Annotated in this window: 11 protein-coding genes; 1 reads left to right on the top strand and 10 read right to left on the bottom strand. The window is 36.0% G+C overall.

Going from position 1 to position 19,991, the window contains the following annotated elements:
* Positions 1-5 precede the first annotated feature (5 nt).
* From WH188_RS18070 to WH188_RS18040, 7 genes are all read right to left on the bottom strand, one after another.
* Positions 6-854 carry a transglutaminase-like domain-containing protein gene (locus WH188_RS18070; RefSeq protein WP_132773451.1) on the bottom strand — a complete coding sequence of 283 codons (849 nt, stop codon included), beginning with the start codon at positions 852-854 and terminating at the stop codon, positions 6-8.
* Between the two features lie 78 nt (positions 855-932).
* Positions 933-1,592, bottom strand: a complete 660-nt coding sequence (locus tag WH188_RS18065) for an ABC transporter ATP-binding protein (RefSeq protein ID WP_132773453.1) — start codon at positions 1,590-1,592, stop codon at positions 933-935.
* Between the two features lie 68 nt (positions 1,593-1,660).
* Positions 1,661-4,057, bottom strand: a complete 2,397-nt coding sequence (locus WH188_RS18060) for an ABC transporter permease (protein ID WP_339424451.1) — start codon at positions 4,055-4,057, stop codon at positions 1,661-1,663.
* A gap of 431 nt (positions 4,058-4,488) precedes the next feature.
* Positions 4,489-5,397 carry a DUF4097 family beta strand repeat-containing protein gene (locus tag WH188_RS18055; protein ID WP_132773457.1) on the bottom strand — a complete coding sequence of 303 codons (909 nt, stop codon included), beginning with the start codon at positions 5,395-5,397 and terminating at the stop codon, positions 4,489-4,491.
* Positions 5,398-5,624: 227 nt separating this feature from the next.
* Positions 5,625-8,069: an ABC transporter permease gene (locus WH188_RS18050; protein WP_132773459.1), complete on the bottom strand. Its 2,445-nt coding sequence runs from the start codon at positions 8,067-8,069 to the stop codon at positions 5,625-5,627.
* 243 nt (positions 8,070-8,312) lie between these two features.
* Positions 8,313-8,534 (bottom strand): helix-turn-helix domain-containing protein, encoded by a 222-nt coding sequence (locus WH188_RS18045; protein WP_031289462.1) that lies wholly within the window; start codon positions 8,532-8,534, stop codon positions 8,313-8,315.
* A gap of 347 nt (positions 8,535-8,881) precedes the next feature.
* Positions 8,882-11,323, bottom strand: a complete 2,442-nt coding sequence (locus WH188_RS18040; protein ID WP_132773461.1) for an ABC transporter permease — start codon at positions 11,321-11,323, stop codon at positions 8,882-8,884.
* Positions 11,324-11,832: 509 nt separating this feature from the next.
* Between WH188_RS18040 and WH188_RS18035 the strand changes: the two genes are divergently transcribed.
* The gene (locus tag WH188_RS18035; RefSeq protein WP_132773463.1) at positions 11,833-12,516 is read left to right on the top strand and encodes a hypothetical protein; all 684 of its coding nucleotides are present in this window, start codon (positions 11,833-11,835) and stop codon (positions 12,514-12,516) included.
* A 157-nt stretch (positions 12,517-12,673) separates the two neighbouring features.
* Here the strand turns inward: WH188_RS18035 and WH188_RS18030 are convergent, their stop codons facing one another.
* The 3 genes from WH188_RS18030 to WH188_RS18020 form a co-directional block, all read right to left on the bottom strand.
* A complete protein-coding gene (locus WH188_RS18030) occupies positions 12,674-15,079 on the bottom strand; it encodes an ABC transporter permease (protein ID WP_132773465.1) in 2,406 nt (801 codons plus the stop codon).
* A gap of 71 nt (positions 15,080-15,150) precedes the next feature.
* Positions 15,151-17,535 (bottom strand): ABC transporter permease, encoded by a 2,385-nt coding sequence (locus WH188_RS18025; protein WP_132773467.1) that lies wholly within the window; start codon positions 17,533-17,535, stop codon positions 15,151-15,153.
* 38 nt (positions 17,536-17,573) lie between these two features.
* Positions 17,574-19,958 carry an ABC transporter permease gene (locus tag WH188_RS18020; RefSeq protein ID WP_168128216.1) on the bottom strand — a complete coding sequence of 795 codons (2,385 nt, stop codon included), beginning with the start codon at positions 19,956-19,958 and terminating at the stop codon, positions 17,574-17,576.
* Between the last annotated feature and the right edge of the window lie 33 nt (positions 19,959-19,991).

The raw sequence follows: 19,991 nt of genomic DNA, 5'->3' as shown, positions 1-19,991 counted from the left end.
TTATATTATTCCTCTAAGAGTTTAAAGAGTATTTCGATTTCTTGTTTCTTATTGACACTTTCATTTTGTTCGTAAGCTGTAACAAGATTACGTAATACTCTTTTTAGTATCGTCACATTATCACAGGGCAACATAAATTCTTTTGAGAGCGGGAGGTTCAGTTGTTTTAAGAATGAAATAACATCTGCTTTTTGCATCACTTGACCTTTATTAAACGCATTTAGATAGAACAATAAATGATCAGCGTTCTGATCCTCATCCAGATAAGATAAAATAAAATGCTTAGGAAGATTAATGCCGAAGATCGGGATATCCAGTTTTTGAGCAACGATACTGTAGATACATGAAAGGGTCAGGGGATTTCCCTTTTTTGTTTCCAAAACCCTACCGATAAACGAATTCTGCGGATTATGATAATCATTTGTATTTCCGGAAAGACCAAACTTATCAAATAGAACATAATTCATCAGTGATACTTTTTCGTAGGGTGTCATTTCATACCGCAACTCCATCCATATATCGCGCTTTAGCTCTTCTAAGCTCATCCTTATGAGGTTATTGTCGTAAGAAGGGTATTGATAGCTATTGATGATGATGAGGCCATCTAAGAGGTTAAATGAGTTGCTCATCTTCCAGATCAGAAGTTCACTTTTAATTTGATCAAACTGTATTGCATGGATAATTTTCTCCAGGCGTTCCTGTATGAAGGGATCAAAAGCAGATTCCCAATACTCTTCTAAAGAAGGTATGATCTCTGGTCCTAAACTCAATAATTTATTTTCGATTTCTTCAGAAATCAATTGATCCGGATCATCTAGTAAAGTAACCAAAGCATGTAATTCTTTTTCATCCATATACAAATTTAACAAAAATCCCCGCGATATGCCAAATGAAGCATATGCAGGGATATATCTAGGTATATGGTTATAGAGTTACTTTAATTGACCATCCAGCATGTGGACCGTTCTTTTTCCGTAAGTGGCGTTTTTGTCCGAGTGGGTCACCTGTATAATCGTGACACCTTCCGTGTTGAGCTGTTGAAACAATTCCATGATTTCTTCTCCTTGTTTAGAATTCAGGTTTCCCGTTGGCTCATCAGCCAATAGCAGCGACGGAGAACCGGCTAAAGCTCTTGCAATCCCTACAATCTGCTGTTGACCGCCCGATAGCTGTGAAGGAAACAGATCTTTTTTACCGACAATGTTAAAACGGTCCAATAGATCACTGACAATGGACTTACGCTCCGACGAAGATTTATTCTTATAGATCAATGGTGTTTCAATGTTTTCATACACAGTCATTTCATCAAGCAGATGATAAGATTGAAAGACATAGCCCATGTGAGATTGAAAAAGCTGCGTTCTTTTTTTAGGCTTTAGCTCCAACACATTTTCACCTTGAAATAGGTATTCACCCTCATCGGGTTCATCAAGCATTCCAATGATGTTTAATAGTGTTGATTTTCCAGATCCAGAGGGTCCCATGATCGAAATAAAATCCCCCTCTTCAATATTTAGACTGACATCTTTTAGTACAAATGAACGTGTACTTCCAACATTATACCATTTAAATAAGTGTTTTAACTGTATCATTTTATCTATTTTTGTTGGTTATTTTAACTGTATGTAATATATAATTTTTAAACTGTTGTTATCCTAATTTACTCATTTCTCAGACTATCTACCGGATTAACTTTTGCTGCACGTATAGTCTGATAGCTGATCGAAACGCAGATGATGATGAAAATTATCATGATTGCAATTAGAAAATACCACCACTGCAAGTCAATGCGGTAAGCAAAATTGTCCAACCATCTGTTGAGTATGAAGTAAGTCAGAGGAAGAGAGATTAGAGTAGCAGTTACAAACAGTCGGAAAAACGGTTTGTTGAGTTGCATGAAAATAGATTGTACAGAAGCACCTAATACTTTACGTACACTCATTTCTTTTTTACGAATTGTCACTTGATAAGCGGCCATACTAAAAAGACCAAGAGCCGCAATAATAACTGCTAAAAATGTAAAGCTATTGAAAGCAGTCTGCATCTCCTGTTGTTTTTTATGCAACAAAGCATATTGTTGATCCATAAAAGCATATTCCAGAGGCAATGATTTTGTTGATGAATTTTGTTGCCATTCTTTTTTTACAGTTTCGATAGCTTGTGCTGCTTTTCCTTGAGCAGCTTTTACAATTAATGTTGCCTGGGGTCTTGCAGATCCACATTCATTTTTATAAGAATAGACCGTTGGCTTCACGGCATTTTCAAAACCATAAGCTTTACTATCTTTTACCACAGCGATAATTTCAAAATTGACATCACAACCGGCTAACTTAGCTCCGATAGGCTGTCCTAGATCTAATGCCATAGCCGCGGATTCATTGATAACCGCATAATGCGAAGTAGAATCTTGTAGCAATTGCTTGATTGATGTGGGAATATTTCCCTTTAATACCGCTAAATTCAGTGTGCTGAAATAGCTTTTATCGATCCCGACGTGATCGAATTCCAATTGTTTTTGGTTATGAGAAAACTGTTTTTTGGGGGAAAGTTCTCCATCTCCAGGCATATTTGTTGCTGAAGCAACCGATAAAATACTGGGATCTTGTTGCAGTCGTTCCTTAAGATTGTAGTATGTACCATTTAATGTGCCATCATAATACATTCCTAAGCCCTTATAAGTAATTACCTGTGCCGGTTCAAATCCTTTGTCTGTGGTTTGAATATACCGGATTTGCTCATGTATAACGAGCATCCCTGTCATAAATAGTAAAGCAATACCAATTTGAAAAACCAGTAAACCATTACGGAGTGTATTTTTTCGTTGCGTCTTACCAAGTCCGCCCCTCAATAAACTAACAGATTTGAATCCCGAAAGTACGAAGGCTGGGTAAATTCCGGATAGACAGGTTGTGCCAATTACACCTAGAAAAAGATACATTACCGTATCTTGATTTAAAATGTACTGTTTGAGGTCATCATTGAACCACTTTTGCAATACATTTCCGGTAATACTTAGCATAAAAAAACTAAACACAGCTGCAGTTAATGTCAAAATAAAGACTTCCAAAAGTAATTGACGAATGATCGTCCAGCGCGAGCTTCCCAGTATTTTCTTTAATGCTAACTCTTTCATGCGTTTGTCAGCTTGTGCCATGATCATGTTGGCAAAATTTGCTGATGCTAATACAAGTATAATAATCGATACAATGCCAATTATCCATAACATGAGATAAGGCGTATTACTTCCATTTTTTGGTCTTAAATGTAGATTAGTTAATGGATCTAAATAAATTTTTCCTTGCGATAAAGCTGCTGTTTGAGATAGAGGAACAATTTTATCGTGGTAGAGTTTATCTATTTTACGGGTCAGAACATCGATATTAGTTCCGGGCTTTACTTGAATGTATGTTTGATATGAAAATGGAATTTCTCCTGTAAATAAATCCTCAGGTTCTTTTATAAAAAGTAAGTCATGGTCAATAAGAGATAAACCATTATTCTTACTAATTCCATAAATACGTTCATGGTGATCTAATAGTAAACTAAGCACCGGAACAGACTTAGGGGTGTCAAAATTTAAATCCCCCTTTTTGAAAATTTTCTCGGCGATACCTTGCTTTACTAGAGTGGCCTCATTTTGAATTTTACTCTTATAAAGGTTCCCGGTCTTACTTTCAATTTGAAAAATATGTGCTGCAGAAGAGTCTATTACCGCAGCATTTTTAATTAATACCGTATTTTCTCCGAAAAGTGGATAAGTACCAAAACTATAAATTATTTTTCTGCCGGCAGTTTCTATTTCGGGTAAACTTTTTTTCAATAAGGGCGCAAGCATGGCATTTGTTGCATCTGTAAATTCTTCTGAAGAGGTCAGTCCAACCTGATAGATCCGATCATAATTGGGGTTCCATTTATCATAGCTTGTTTCTCTATTGATGTATTGGTACGACAGGATAAAACCTGTAAATCCCAACATCAGTCCGAATACGTTCAACAATGAAAAGAACTTATTTTTCAATAGGCTTCGCCATGCAATTTTGATTTCGTTTAAGATCATATGTCGCCTGTTTAGTTCGTTGTTAAAAATGAAATGTATGAAGTCATTACAAAAGCGGAAGATGCAATTGCGTTGCCATTTTGGTTTATGTTTGATTATCAGTGTGTTGTTCTGTATTTAATTTATATTACTGTTCGATATCGAACAGTAACCGTTCAGTATTGGACAAGAAATCCTCATCATTTGTTAATAGCAGAATATTTAAACAAATTATGCATAGTCAATTAGACAGTGCTAATGCGTGATTAGGATGGAAATAGGGGAGGCGGGAAATTTCAATTTGCAGGGGGAATTCATAAGAGACGTCAGTAATTTTTCGCTTGCTTCGTTAGAAAAGCAAGCGAAAAATTCAACACTCTTTTTTATTATACTCAGATTATTAACATGTGATCTATTGACTTTTGCATGTTAAAACTCTGGTATATATTTAGTTAATAGAAATCTAGCGATACAGAACCTGAAGAAGTACGGGCATCTATTTTTTTGCCACCTCCATTAATTGCACCCTGAGCTAAAGATCTGTTAGATCTGCCAGAAAAATTTTGAGCGGACGGAAGATTGACCCGTGAGCCTTTTAGGTCGACGTTATATTTTCCTTCTGGTACTTTAATCTTCACGCTGCCACCAGATGTAGCTAATGTAATGTCATCCGACATCCGCTTCATATCCATAGTAATACTTCCGCCACTTGTATGTGCATCAACTAATCCTTCTAGATTCTTACCATTAATTGATCCGCCACTTGTAGCGATACGGATATTACCAGAACAATTATCCAGATTTATAGATCCTCCAGAAGTGTTGAGCTGTATATCGCCCTGACTGTTGCTAGCAGTGATACTGCCACCTGAAGTCTTACCTGAAATATTTCCTGCTAACGATTTAATTTGTAAACTTCCACCCGAAGTTCGGAATGTTTGCTTGCCATTTAGTGCATTCAGCTGTATACTACCTCCTGAAGTGCTCAGATTACTGTTGACAGACTCAGGAACTGTTACATAAAAAGCAACAGAAATCGAACTGTTACCATTGTTTCCTTTTTTACGTTTAGCAGATGCGGTCAATTTTCCACTTTCTAACTGGATGACAACGTCATACTCTTCATGCAATAATTTTTCTAAATCCGCTGATGAATTGAGTAAGTTTCCGTTGCGAGATACCCAGACTTCAACCGAACCAGGTTGGTTATTAGACCCGGTTACTTTAATTGCCCCGGCCGATGTGCTGACTTCGAGATCTTTAATTTTGCTGTTCTGAAAAGTTTCTTTCCGTACCATTTTTTGACCGAAAGAAACCTGTACCAACAATAGTAATAATGTGGTTTGAATAAATCTTTTCATATTCGTGTTTTTATTAAGATATTAATTGGCGTACCTTATTAAGGTCCAATCACAATGTATTCACTAAAACACACAATCATTTTGCCATTCTCCTTATCAATTAGTAGTCAGTGATTTGTTGTTTTTATTTTAAAAATTACCTGTTCGCTATTGAACAGTTTACGTTCGGTTTTGAACAATAATGAATCTCAATCCCGCAACAAATACAGCTGGTGATCAGAAAATTCCTATTCATTTCTTAAACTCTCCACGGGATTTGTATGGATTACCTTTAACGTTTGCAAGCTGATTGTTGCCAAAGCAATCAGAATAGCACATCCACCAGCAATAATAAAATATATCCAACCGATGTCGATACGATAATTAAAGTCCGCAAGCCATGTGTTCATGGCCCACCAGCCAATAGGTGTGGCAATGACAATAGCGACTAATACAAGTTTCATAAAATCTTCCGATAATAATTTCAATAAGCGCATATCACTTGCCCCTAAAACCTTTCTAACACCAATTTCTTTAGTTCGCTGTTGCGTGATATAGGTGACCAGTCCAAAAAGACCCAGTGAAGCGATAAAGATGGCGATAACTGCAAAGCAGGTGAAAATATTTTTTGTTCGCTCTACATCTTGATATAATATTTTAAAACTCTCATCCATAAAGCTATAATTGATCTTTTGATTTGGACTAAACTGATCCCAGACTTTTGCTATCGCATTCAGTGTCTCATCCATATGTTGCGGTTTTACCTTAATAGACAACAAAGAAGGGCTATCCCGGAGTACCAGACCAACCGGAGCTGTACCTTCACCTTTGAGCGATTCGAAAATAAAATCATCGACTACCCCTAAAATCGTCCATGTTTCACCATTCGTAATCTTTGTGCCGATTGGATTCTTAATTCCCATTTCTTTAACCATCTGTTTGTTAACGATGATTCCCATGCTGTCCGAGGCTATCTGCGCATTGAAATTGCGGCCTTCAGCCATTTCAATTTCAAAAGTAGCCAGATACTCTTGATCGACTCTCCAAAACTGACCCTGAGTTGCAAGATCAAGTTCACGTCTTCCATCTAACCAAAACGCGTTACCATTTCTTTTTGCACCATCTATCGGAACCGGAAGATAGTCGCTAACGGAAATATGATTTACGGTAGGAATGGAAGTTAGTTCATTTTTAAATGGACCAAGCTGATCGCCTATTACATTTAGACCTCGAAGTACAATAACCTGATCCTTGTTAAATCCCAGATCTTTTTGCAGCATGTATTGAATTTGCTGATGACTGATCAATGACCCAACGATTAAAATAATCGATGTTGTAAATTGAAAAATGACTAAACCATTCCGCAGCAATGAAGGGTTTGCATTATTAACCAGTTTATTTTTTAATGCCGTGATAGGTCTAAAACCCGAAAGATAAAGTGCTGGATATGTCCCTGCGATGCTACCGATCAGAATAGCCGACATGAATAAACAAGGTATAAAATACCATGTGAACCACGGAATTTCAATTGATTTATGAGCGATATTATTAAAGACAGGTAGTAATAGGTGAGCGATGAGTATCGCTAAAAATAGAGAAATAAAGCTATAGCTTAATGCCTCCGTCATAAACTGACTGATTAGACTTTTTCGGTTAGATCCAATTGTTTTTCGGATACCGATTTCTTTTGCTCTAGTTGTGGCATTGGCAGTCGATAAGTTTACAAAATTAATACAAGCTATCAGTAGGATAAACAGAGCTACCGATGCAAAAGTCCACACCATGCGAATATCACCGCGATTTAGTGTCGATACTTGATCATCTTCGATATCAGATGAATGTAAATGAATGTCTAGAGCATTTTGAAGACTGATCTTAATTTGATGGACAATAGGTCCTATTTTTCTTCCCGCTTTTATCAGTTCCGGAATGTAATGGCCAGTGATGTAAATTTTATTAATCTCTTTTTCAACAAGATCTATATTTGCCTGTGGAGTCAGTTTGATATAAATCGTGTAATTATTGCTTGTCCATTTGTTCTGTTCACCAGGGTGAAATGGTTCTCCGGCCAGGGACATAAAGAAACCATATCCAGATAAGGTCGAATTACTGGGAATATCATCGATGACCCCTGTAATGGTAAAAGCCTTTGACTTATTGTTATTGAGATAGATCTGTTGACCAATAGGATTACCCTTAAAGTATTTAAACGCTTTACTTTTGGTCAGTACAATGGTATTCGGTTTATCTAAAGCATGCTGTAACTGACCATATTGAATCGAAGATGGAAACATATCCAATATGGATTGGTCGATATAGACAAATCCATCATCATAATGACTATCGGGCAAATTATTAATCGAAAGCTGATTACTACCTGCTCCTAATTGCGGATTTGGGAGTATTCTCCCGGAGTTCTCTATGGCAGGAATTTCCTCTTTTAATGTTCTAGCTCCAGGAGCAGAAAGCGATACCCAGCGATTGATTTTATTTCCCTCTGGAGCTTGGACAATGAGACGATAAACACGATCCATTGACGGATAAGACTTGTTGTAACTTATTTCATGTTTGATGTAGAGAACGATCAGTACACAAATTGCAATACTAAAAGCAAATCCGCCAATTTTAATACTGGAATAAAACTTATTCTTTGAAATATTTCGCAGGGCAATTTTAAGGTTATTTACCAACATAACAACAGTATTTATTTACATAGCCATATCCTATCATGATAATAGTGGGGGCGTAACTTATAGAGACAATTGTGTTGCCAAATAGTTATATCGCTGTTAATGAGTTTATTGCAGTTGTTTTTGGTAGATTATATTTGTACGGAAATGAACAGTTTCCGTTCGCTTCCGTACAAATACTTTAGTCAGGATCTAAAAACCGATCGGTTATATTGTCATTGGACAGGTCCGATCATTTTATTTTTATTATTCAGGCTCTTTCAAGCGTAGGTCTTCACATAATTTAAGCATCATCTCATTTGGATCACTATCCGTTGCCAGAGCAATAAGATACATTTCATCTAACCGCAATTTTGCTGTATCATTCATCGTTAGTTCATTGATACGTGCTTTACTTAGTCCCGTCTTGCGTGCCACCATAGATTTATTGACGGATTTCTTTGCTAAAATCTCTCCAAGTTTTGTCATTATAATACTATTTACTGTCTGCTCATCTGTATAGATAAAAATACAAAATGTTGTATTTAAATATACAATCATTGCGAATATTGCCAGTTATTCGGTTTGTTTGTATAGAATATGTATATAAATAAATTAATGAATGAGAAAAACTTAAAGGAAAAACTGATAATTAGAAAAAACTTATGTTGACAAGAAGGAAAATTTCTACATAAGAAGAATGTACATAATAGATGTTATAGTAAAAAAATGCCGGCTGTCCATCATCGAACAACCGGCATAACATAAACATATTAATCTCTTAGAAGAGATTTTAAACAAACACTAAAATCCTTTATTATATTTTATCACGAACTTTACTCATCGCGTAGACTATCTACAGGATTGGTTCGAATAACCTTCAACGTTTGGTAACTGATTGTAACGGTAGCAATAAGGATAGCCGAAAAGCCTGCCAATAAAAAATATAACCAGTTTATCTCAATGCGATAGTTGAAGTCCTGTAACCACGTATCCATAGACCACCACGATATAGGAACAGCAATAACGATAGCAATGAATACCAGTTTTATGAAATTGCTAGATAGCAGTTTTAACAAACTAATACTACTTGCACCCAATACTTTTCGGATACCGATCTCCTTTGTACGCTGTTGAGTGATATATGTAGCAAGGCCAAATAAACCTAATGAGGCAATGAAAATAGCGATAAAGGCAAAGCTTGTAAAAATATTTTTTGTACGCTCAACATCCTGATATAAACTTTCAAAACCTTCATCTAAAAAACTATAATTGATCTTTTGATTGGGAGAAAATTTATCCCAGACTTTAGTAATCTGTGCAAGAGATTGATCTATCTGACCAGTTTTAACTTTTATAGATAGGAGGGAAGGGCTGTTTCCAAGAGCTAAAGAAACTGGCCCAGACTCCTCTTTTAGCGATTCAAATATAAAGTCGTCCACCACTCCAATGATAGTCCAGGACTTACCGTTATTGATTTTGGCACCGATTGGATGAGTAAGTCCCAATTGTTCCACAAGCGTTTTGTTAACAATAGTAGCCGAACTGTCTGAAGCCAATTTGGGATTGAAATTGCGTCCTTCAGACAAGCGCAACTCAAATGTGGATATATAAGTATCGTCCACAAGCCAGAATTGCGATCCTCTAGCAAGTTGCACATCTTTATTATCATCAAGTGCAAAGGAATTTCCATTTCGTTTCACACCATCAATAGGTACAGGAAGGTAGTCTCCCACAGAAACATCAGAAACGTAAGGAAGTGATTTTAATTCATTCTTTAGACTAGCTAGATCCTGAGATAAAGTGGTGATGCCACGTAATACGATGACCTGATCTTTACTGAAACCCAGATCTTTGTTTAAAATAAAATTAACCTGTTGATTGGCAATAAGTGCACTCACGATTAAAATAATAGAAGTTGCAAATTGAAACGTAACAAGACCATTGCGTAATAACGAACTTTTTGGAGTAGAATCCTGTTTATTTTTTAATGCTGAAATAGGTTTGAATCCCGATAGGTAAAGTGCCGGATAAATACCGGCTAAACTTCCAATAAACAGCAAAGAAACAAGGAGTGTCGGAATAAAATACCAGCTAAATATTGGAATCTCTAAACTTTTATTAGCCAGATTGTTAAATAATGGTAATAAGATCCAAGCTAACAAAAGGCCGATGATCAGTGAAATTAAACTATAACAGATAGCTTCGACCATAAACTGACCAATTAAAGATTTTCTGTTTGAGCCAATGGTTTTACGAATACCAATTTCTTTAGCTCTTGTCGCCGCATTTGCGGTAGAAAGATTGATGAAATTGATACAGGCGATCAGTAAGATAAAGGCCGCAATAGATGCAAATGCCCATATCATCTTAATATCTCCCCGATTTAATATCGAGACTTTGTCATCGCGGATACCCGTAGAGTAAAGGTGTATATCAGAAGCATTTTGTAAATACATTTTTACCTGACGAAACCAAGGTTTAATGCTTCCACCTGCTTTTTGCGTCTCAGGGATTAGATGACCATCTATATATACTTTCTGAATAATACTTTGCGTTTGCTTGGGATCACTATTTTCTCTCAGTTTGACATACACAGTGTAATTTGTAGCCATCCAACTATTTTGCTCACCTGGATATAAAGGCTCACCTGCTAAAGACATGAAAAATGTGTAGCCATACAGCGTAGAATTGCTTGGGATATCATCGATAACAGCGCTAATCGTATAAGGCTTTGATTTATCATTGTTCAGATAAATCTGTTGACCTACAGGATTATCCTTAAAATATTTTGAAGCTTTACTTTTGGTCAGGACGATAGAATTTGGATTATCCAAAGCATGCTCTAATTGTCCATAGATCATGGGCGATGGAAACATTTCCAAAATAGACTGATCCACGTACACAAATCCATCGTCATAATAGTTTTCCGGTCCAGATCCCAATGTTAATTGATTACCTCCAGCCCCAAAAAGCGGATTGGGCAATATCCGACCGGATTGTTCCACTGACGGGACTTCCTCTTTAATTACTTTTGCCGCTGGTGCGGTCAAAGATAAACCTCTCATCACATCATCCCCATCCGGAATTTGTGATACAATACGATAGATCCGGTTTACATCTGGATAAAACTTATTATAGCTCGTCTCATGTTTAATATATAAAACAATTAAAATGCAGATGGCAATACCAAAGGCAAAGCCGCCAATCTTAATACTGGAATACAGTTTATTCTTTGTGATATTCCGCCAGGCGATTTTAAGATTATTGATCAACATAATAATTGTTTTTATTTCACAGGGTCCTATCAATATAGTATTGGACATACATCTGAAAACAATTGCATTGCCAAATATTTATGTATTTGATTTGTAGTTGTTTAGTTGTTTTTTCGCAGTTGAGGTTTGTACGAAAATGAACAGTTTTCGTTCGTTTTCGTACGAATGCGCTTTAAGATTTTAAAATATTCCTAGGCTATGTCCATTGTAAATATCGATTATGAGATTATTATGTTGATCAAAATTTTTCAATGAGATGTCTAGATTTAACCTGATCAGTACTTGTCATTAGTTTGTTAATGAGTGTTTTAGCGTGGTAAATAGAACTGTAGTCATTGATTTTACCTATTTACTAAAAATACATGGAGGGTTGTTGCTATAAACATCTTTTAATATATTATTATGTATAGAAAAAAATATAGAATGAATTATTTATCTATACAATCGTTTTGAATATTGCTTATTGTTATGTTTATTTGTATAGAATAACTATATAAATTTATTTAATTATGGAAAAGAAGGAATTCAAACCAATAATCAAAGTGTATTCAATCCACTGTAGTGAGATTGAAATCACCATTATCTACCGCATGATGCTACTACGGACAGCAAAACATTTATCAACAGAAGAAGTTTCATTTTTAATGGGTAAAGAGCATGATTTTATTGAAAAAATAGAGACTTTTAAAATAAAGAGTGTCTATGCGCATGATCTTTACATATTTACACAGGTGTTAGATTATAATGCCGGAGCAGCTTACCCTAAATCTGTTGATGTTGATCATCAAAAGTTTGACTATGACATGTTTGTAACTATTTGTAGTGATCGTGTAATTTATGAGCTCAAACAGTTGGATGAAAACAAGAAAGCTATCAAAACCATCTTCTTGTTAATAGATTCAAGACATGATATTGATTGCTTTAATAATTCAACAGCTACAAAAATTGAACAATTAAGAAGTCTTATGCGACAGTTGTTTGTAGAAGGTTATTTTACAGAAGAAAGAATCGCTTATGAAATACTTAATAAATGTCAAAATTCTATCGATACATCTATATCTCCTAAAAATTTGATGTTGGTTTTACAAGATTATTTAGATAAGAAGGAAGACTATCATTTAGAGCAAAAGATATCCAGTAAAAAGAACTTTTCTGGATTTGCGTATTTACAGATAAATAAGGTGAAATCTTAAATAGAAGCAAGAAACTATGAAAAATAGGAGTAAGCTAAGCTTATGACAATTTAGATTAGCATTTTAAAACCTTAAGCCGTAGGAGCACACCAATTATAAACCGTCCATCTCTCAGTCGGCTTACTTTTCTTATTTGCACCTCCTACGGCTTTGTTTTTTATTCATCCCTTAACTTCTCAATTGGATTGAATTTCGTAGCTCGGTATATAATACCGATAATCAGTGTACCCAGCAATAATGCTAAAAACCCCAATGGGAGCAGGTATGTCACTACATCGATAACAATACGATTGTTATAATTCTGTAGCCAGACATTCATCATCACATAACTGGCAGGTATAGTTACCAATAAAGCCATAACAAAAATTAGATAAAACTCTTTCGAAAAAAGTAAAATTAAATGCATCAAAGAAGCACCAAGCACTTTGCGTACACCGACTTCTTTATTACGCAGGTTGATGGATAATGTAATCAACCCGATGATGCCCAAGGCGACGATCAGTAAAGATGCAATAGTTGCAATCTGGGAGGCACGTTGCAATTGCAGTTCTGTTTCATATAATTTTTGGATGCGGTCATCTGTAAATTGATACTCAAACGGTGCATCAGGAAGGAGTTCTTTCCATTTTTTTTCCAAAGCCTCCATAGATGAAGACAAAGAACCATCCTTTAAACGGATACTCAAAAATCGGAATTGTGCAGATCTGGAAATATTGATCCACGCTATTGCCGTAGCTTCATCGTTCATGGAGTTTGGAACGAAGTCTGCTGTTACCCCAGATATCATGACAGGAACGTTAGCTTCTCCAAAACCGATGGTTCGGCCAATAGCCTCTTCCGCCTTTGTAAACCCTAAAGCGAGCAGTGCCTCTTTATTAATGACTACATCAGGATTTTGGTCATTTTGTGAACTGTTAGGATTTAAAAAATGACCCGCTAATAGCTGGATCTGATACGTTTTTGCAAAATAAGAATCAGACATAATGATCTTAGAGTGCACTGTTTTTTCCGATTTCGTGTTGAAAAGTGATTGATTATTGCCTCCTATAAAGCCAGGGATCTCATAAGAAAGACTAATGGACTCTATTTGTGGAAGTCTTTGGAACTCATCTCGCGTCGTTTCCATCTTTTTAAGCCCCTGTTCAGTCCAGTCACGGGGTACCTGAACGTTCAATACCGATTCTTTATTATAGCCCAGCTCACCATTTATAAATAGATTAATTTGTTTCGATATAATGATTGTAGCCATTAGTATAATGACAGCGACCGCAAACTGTGTGAAGATGAGTACACGACGAACGGCCTGCTTGCCGTTACCTTGTGTAAACTTATTTTTCACAGACTGTAGAATGTCATTGCCTGAAAGTTTGATTGCTGGATAGATACCTGCTAAAAGACCAACAATACATGCAAATAAGAAAAGTAAAATATAAAAACTAAAAGGTAGTGCTGTCAACGATGGTAACTTGCGCATAAAGATTTCTTCAAAAATAGGACTTAAAAGTACATAAATAGGAAGACTGATCGTGACAGCAATCAGCATGGTTGTCATGTATTCGGCTATCAACTGGGAAATGATCTGTGAACGGGAAGAACCCATCATTTTGCGAATCCCGATCTCTTTCAATCGGGTAATGTTTTGACTGATGGTGATATTGATGAAGTTAATGATGGCCATCAACAATACGAAGCCTGCAATCCATAATAAAGTAGCAATCATTTTGCGGACAGCTCCCTTATTATCATCTAGAAAGTAACTTTTCAAAGGCTTTAAATCCGGGGCATAGTTTGTTGAAAACTCACCATCCGTATTGCGCTTTACCAGATCCTGGATAGGAATAGCGAGTTGCTCAGGCGTAACACCTTTCTGTAGCTCAATAAATGATGCAATATAAGGGTTTTGCCAGTTGTCGATAGACCTTCCAAAATACGATTCACTCGCTATCGGTAAAAAAACATCGGACTTCATGGCGTCATTTAATTGCATGACGGAGTTTTGAGTATTTTCTTTGATTACACCTGTAATGGTGAAGGGTTGCTTATCGCCTTTGAAGTTTTTGATTTCAAGTGTTTGACCCAAAACATCTATTTTTCCAAAATACTTTTGAGCAGCTTTTTCTGTGATGACCACAGTGAAAGGCTTCGTTAATGCAGTTGTTGAATTTCCAGCAAAAACCTCAAAACCAAACATATCCAGTAATGTCGGATCGCCTAAAACTGTCCCTTCTTCAAATATCTGGTCGCCATGGGAGACAATACAGGTCAAACCGTCGATGCGGTAATAATTTGCCACCAATTGTGGATACTCTTCTTTTAAAGCTTTTGGCAAAGCACCAATACTTGTTAGTGGGATGCCGAAACCTTCTTTCTTATAATTACTTTGTAATATATATTGTTGCTCTTTGTTGCGAAGTTCACTATTGACCTGATGCACTTCCCAAACATATGCGCCGACCAGTATGACGAAAGTAATACTGCAGATCAAACCCAAAAGATTGATTAAACTTTCATACTTACGTTTTATGATATTGCGCCAGGCGATTTTGATATTATTCTTTAACATAGCTATATTTTTTACCGCAGCGCTAAGCTTCGGGTTTGATTATCTTATTTTGGGTTTATTAATCGCGTTAATTATTCATCCCGCAAACTGTCTACCGGATTTGCTCGCGCGGCTTTGAAAGATTGAAAGCTGATTACCAATAACGTAATCATGACTCCAAAGAGCAACGCTGAAGCAAAAATCCAACATGTCAGCTCAATTCGGAAAGGAAAATCTTCTAGCCATCTATTCATCAAATAAAAGGCAATAGGCGTAGCTATTATACCAGAAATGATCATCCATTTAACGAAATCTTGCGTCAATAATTGAATAATTCCTGCTATAGAAGAGCCAAGAACTTTTCGGATACCAATTTCTTTGGTTCGCTTCAGAATAGTAATCGATAACAATCCTAAAAAGCCCATAGTGCTTATGATAACAGAAACGACTGCAGCGATCCAAATCAGTTTTTCAGTTAGTGTTTCTTTTGCATACAAATTAGCGATTTGTTCATCATAAAATTTGTATTCAAATATTTCCTTAGGGTACCAATCCCTCCATTGCTGTTCAAATTCATGTATAAATTGCTGTGGATTTGTACCATTAAACTTGATGGCTATATTTTTTAAACGCCCCGCATTATAACCGATAACTGTCGGCGCTATACCTTCCTTTAGAGAGTTTGTACTAAAATCAGCTACAACACCAACAATCTTTCCGATGCTTTCCTCATTTAATCCTCCCGCGTTAAGGCTTTTTCCTAAGATATCATATGGGTTCTCATATCCAAGGTCCCTAGCCATTTTTTGATTGATCAAAAACTCCGGATTCTTGGGGTTATCATTAAAATTATGTCCAGCGACAAGTTTGATATTAAATGTTTTAATATATGAAGAGTCAGCAATAGCATAACGGGCAGGCCATTTTTCCCAATCTGATCGATCATCAAATTGAATAGTTCCTCCCCAAACTTTATCATTTGCTGGCGGATTATCACAAAAACTAAATGAGGTAATATCAGGCCGTTTCGCAAGGAAATGCTTAATTTTTTCTTTGCTGGCAAACATTTCTTTTTTCATAGGAAAAAGGAATACCTGCTCGCGCTCAAATCCCAGATCCGTATTTTTAAGATAATGGACTTGAAGAATGATCACTAAGGTTGCGATCAGAAGTACCATCGCGATTACATTTTGCAAAATAATGAAAGACTTTCTGGTGAAACTCCATGGACCCATTGTCAGTTTTTTTAGAGCATCTTGTATAGGTGTCCTATTGACGAAAAGTAAAGGATAAACACTAGTCAGAAGAGCCGTGCAGATCCAGGTCAATCCGACAATACTAATCAGTGAACTGAAAGAAAGAATTGCTATAGGTTCATCTTGAAAAAGATATCCATTACTCCAGTTTAGGAAAATGCTTAATAAAATGAGTGCAAAAATAGTGGACAGAAAGGTCAATATTAAAGTCTCCAATAAAAACTGGAAAAAGAGTTGTTTCTTTGAGCTCCCTAAAATTTTTCTTACCCCCATTTCAACACTACGGTTCATTTGTTGCGCAAAAAGAATATTGCTGTAATTCACGATTGCCATGATACTAATGCCAAGGGCAATAACTGACAATATCTGTAGTAGCGATTTTTGGGTACCTTTTCCATAGTCTTTATCAAAATGAAAATCGGTTAACGGAAGCAGTTTATAGGAATAATATTCTAGTACACTTTTATCATAATATTTTCCGACAAGCTCATGGATGGTTTTTTCTACCTGAACCTTATCTTCATTATTCCTTAAAGTCAATAAAATATTGTTGTTCGTATTTGTATAACCCCAATTATGAAAATAATCATCCTTGGTATCAATCTTAAAAAGTGTCGGAATCGATTTTAAGGAAAAGTAAACTTCCGATCTAAAGTCAGAATTCTTTCGACTATCCTCGATAATACCAATAACTTTTATAGGAAACTCACCCTCAACTAGGATTGTTTTTCCTATTGCATTTTCATCTCCGAAATAAAGCTTAGCAGTAGATGCAGTAAGCGCGACAGTATTAGGCGCATCTAAGTCTTTAGGATTTCCCTGTTTCCAGGGGAAATCAAGCATATTAAAGTAATTTGAAGAAGCAAAAGCTGCTTTTCCATCAGTTTTGAACTGTTTATCTTCGATGCCTATAGTGAAATCTTTTTTGTCAATATATAAAGCAGTTTTCTCGATCTGTGGCATTTCTTTCGAAATGGCCTCATACATGGCAAATGATCCTCCTTTTTCATGCTCAACCTGCTCCAGCTTAAGATCGTAAACAACCATGTAAGTCCGATCTTTTTGATGATGAAATTGATCGTAGCTAAGCTGATAGCTATTGTAAATATAAATGAACAAACCACATGCAATCGCTAATCCTAAACCAATAATTGTCAGAATTGAATAATACCGGTGCTTTAAGAGCTGCCTAAATGCTGTTTTAAAAAATAACTGAATCATTAGCTTGTTCTAAATTATTTAAAATATCTATTAAGCTGTTATTCATCACGTAGACTATTGACAGGATTTGAAAGAGCGGCTTTGATCGCTTGGTAACTAATCGTTGCCAAACTGATCAGAATAGCCATAAGACCTGCAATAGCAAAATAATGCCATTGGATTTCAATGCGATAACTATAATCTTTCAACCAGTCATTCATTGTCCACCATGCTATCGGTGATGCGATAAGAATTGCTATAAGGACCAATTTTAGAAAATCTAAAGAGAGCAAAGATGTTAATTGCCCAACAGATGCCCCCAATACCTTCCTAACAGCAATTTCCTTCATCCGTGTCTCTGCCATGTAGGCGATAAGAGCCAATAGTCCAAGACATGAAATAAAGATTGTTAATCCTGCAAATAGCATAGAAATTGTTCCAATGGATTGTGTCTCTTTAAATTTAGATTCGAAATTTTTATCAATAAATTTATAATCAAAAGGATAGTCAGGATTAAATTTCTTGAAGATATCCGCTATCTTTTTTAGGTTTGTTTCGGTACTGTTATTCGGATTCAGTCGATAATGTATCGTTGTGAACCAGGATTTAGGACCAAGAATAATCATTGGCGCTATTTCGTCATAGGGTGAATCAATGATAAAATCTTTGATTACACCAACCACTGGCCAATTTTCGCCGTCGGCTTGAATGACTTGACCGACCGGGTTACTTAAGCGCATGGATTTTACAGCTGTTTCTGTCAGTAACACTGCATTGCTATCAGTAGAATATTTGTATACATCAATATCTCGACCTTTCACGAGTTTAAATCCTAAATTTTGTACAGCATTGGCATCCGAACTAAAGCGATTGAATAATAATTTCTTGTCACTCTCAGTACTTCCTGGCCAGCTAAATCCCCAGCCATTGCTAAAGCGATCAGTAACTGGAGACATATTTTTTGATACCGAAAGAACTGCATTACTGTTTAGTAACTCATTCCGTAAACTGACATAATTTTTATCTAATTTCCCGGAGATACTGGTATAAACTAAACCATTTTCATCGTAACCACGTTCCCGGTCTTTCGTAAATTGAATTTGCTTTGATACGATTATAGTAGCAATGGTTAAGATAATGGCGAGTGAAAACTGAATAATTACCAACATCGAACGGATGCTCATTCCCTTATTGTAAGTATTTAACTTTCCTTTCAATGTCTTCAAAGGTTTAAAAGATGAAAGAAAAAATGCTGGATAACTTCCTGCCAGTATACCCGTAATTACACTGAATGCTATTAATGATAACCAGGTTTGGACTGAGAGAAGAGAAAGTGTTAGATTTTTTTGTACTAAATTATTAAAAGCCGGTAGTACCAACACCATAAATGTGATTGCAAGTACCATAGCTAACAAGCTGATCAAAATACTTTCAGAGATAAATTGTAACATGAGGCTTTTACGATCAGCACCTACAACTTTACGAACACCTACTTCTTTGGCTCTTCTTTCAGAGCGAGCAGTACTTAGATTCATAAAATTAATACAGGCGACGAGCAAGATAAAAGCACCGATCCAAGCGAACAAACGAACGAGTTGAATGCGACCGGAAGTATAGTTTCCACCGTCACCTTTATCGTAGAGATAACTATCTTTAAATGGAAATGCAAAGATTTCATTTGTGGACTTGATCTCATTATCGCCAATGTTTATATGATTTTGACTAACTAATCTTATTTTTTCATTGAATGCTGGCAACGATGTCCCTGCTTTTAATAGTACATAGGTATAGGTGGAGTTATTACTCCAATTTGTATCTACATATCTTATTTTTTTTGCATAATCCCAAGAAACTAAACCTTCAAAATTCATGCTGCTATTATTGGGCAGATCTAGAAGAAGTCCAGTTACAGTAACCAAATTGACAGAATCAATTTTAATGATCTTTCCTATAGGATCTTCGTTTCCAAAGAGAGTCTTTGCATATTTTTGTGTGATTACGATCGAGTTAGCATCATTCAATAGGTTGTTTTTATCTCCTTTCAACAAAGGGAAACTAAACATGTTGAAAAATCCAGGATCAGCGAATCCGATTTGGGATACTATTTTTTGATCCTTGTATGTTGCAATAAATTGATTACCAGTTCCATCGTCAAGTCTTGTAAAACTTTCAATTTCAGGAAAATCATTTTTCAAGGTTGGTCCCATTATTTTGGGTGTATTTAACCATGCCCATTTCTTGCCAGTATGATCATCTCGGTTACTTATCGCATAGAGCCTATCACTTTTCTCGTGAAACCGATCCATACTCAGCATGTTTTGCAACCATAGCGCAATAAGCAAAGCTCCGGCCATACCAATAGCCAATCCAATGATGTTGATGCTAGAGAAAGCCTTATTTTTCAATAAATTACGCCATGCGATTTTGATATAGTTCTTTATCATCGTTATCGTATAAAGTAGTCAATTTTTTTAATG

This window comes from Sphingobacterium sp. MYb388, from assembly GCF_037479535.1.
Lineage (GTDB): Bacteria > Bacteroidota > Bacteroidia > Sphingobacteriales > Sphingobacteriaceae > Sphingobacterium > Sphingobacterium anhuiense.
Note: the sequence above shows the minus strand (reverse complement) of the source record. Positions and strands in the feature narration are given on the sequence as shown.

Coding starts and splice junctions, on each gene's coding strand:
- WH188_RS18050 (WP_132773459.1), bottom strand. CDS start 8,069: ATGTTGGTAAATAACCTTAAAATTGCCCTGCGAAATATTTCAAAGAAT.
- WH188_RS18030 (WP_132773465.1), bottom strand. CDS start 15,079: ATGTTAAAGAATAATATCAAAATCGCCTGGCGCAATATCATAAAACGT.
- WH188_RS18060 (WP_339424451.1), bottom strand. CDS start 4,057: ATGATCTTAAACGAAATCAAAATTGCATGGCGAAGCCTATTGAAAAAT.
- WH188_RS18045 (WP_031289462.1), bottom strand. CDS start 8,534: ATGACAAAACTTGGAGAGATTTTAGCAAAGAAATCCGTCAATAAATCT.
- WH188_RS18020 (WP_168128216.1), bottom strand. CDS start 19,958: ATGATAAAGAACTATATCAAAATCGCATGGCGTAATTTATTGAAAAAT.
- WH188_RS18070 (WP_132773451.1), bottom strand. CDS start 854: ATGGATGAAAAAGAATTACATGCTTTGGTTACTTTACTAGATGATCCG.
- WH188_RS18040 (WP_132773461.1), bottom strand. CDS start 11,323: ATGTTGATCAATAATCTTAAAATCGCCTGGCGGAATATCACAAAGAAT.
- WH188_RS18025 (WP_132773467.1), bottom strand. CDS start 17,535: ATGATTCAGTTATTTTTTAAAACAGCATTTAGGCAGCTCTTAAAGCAC.
- WH188_RS18065 (WP_132773453.1), bottom strand. CDS start 1,592: ATGATACAGTTAAAACACTTATTTAAATGGTATAATGTTGGAAGTACA.
- WH188_RS18035 (WP_132773463.1), top strand. CDS start 11,833: ATGGAAAAGAAGGAATTCAAACCAATAATCAAAGTGTATTCAATCCAC.
- WH188_RS18055 (WP_132773457.1), bottom strand. CDS start 5,397: ATGAAAAGATTTATTCAAACCACATTATTACTATTGTTGGTACAGGTT.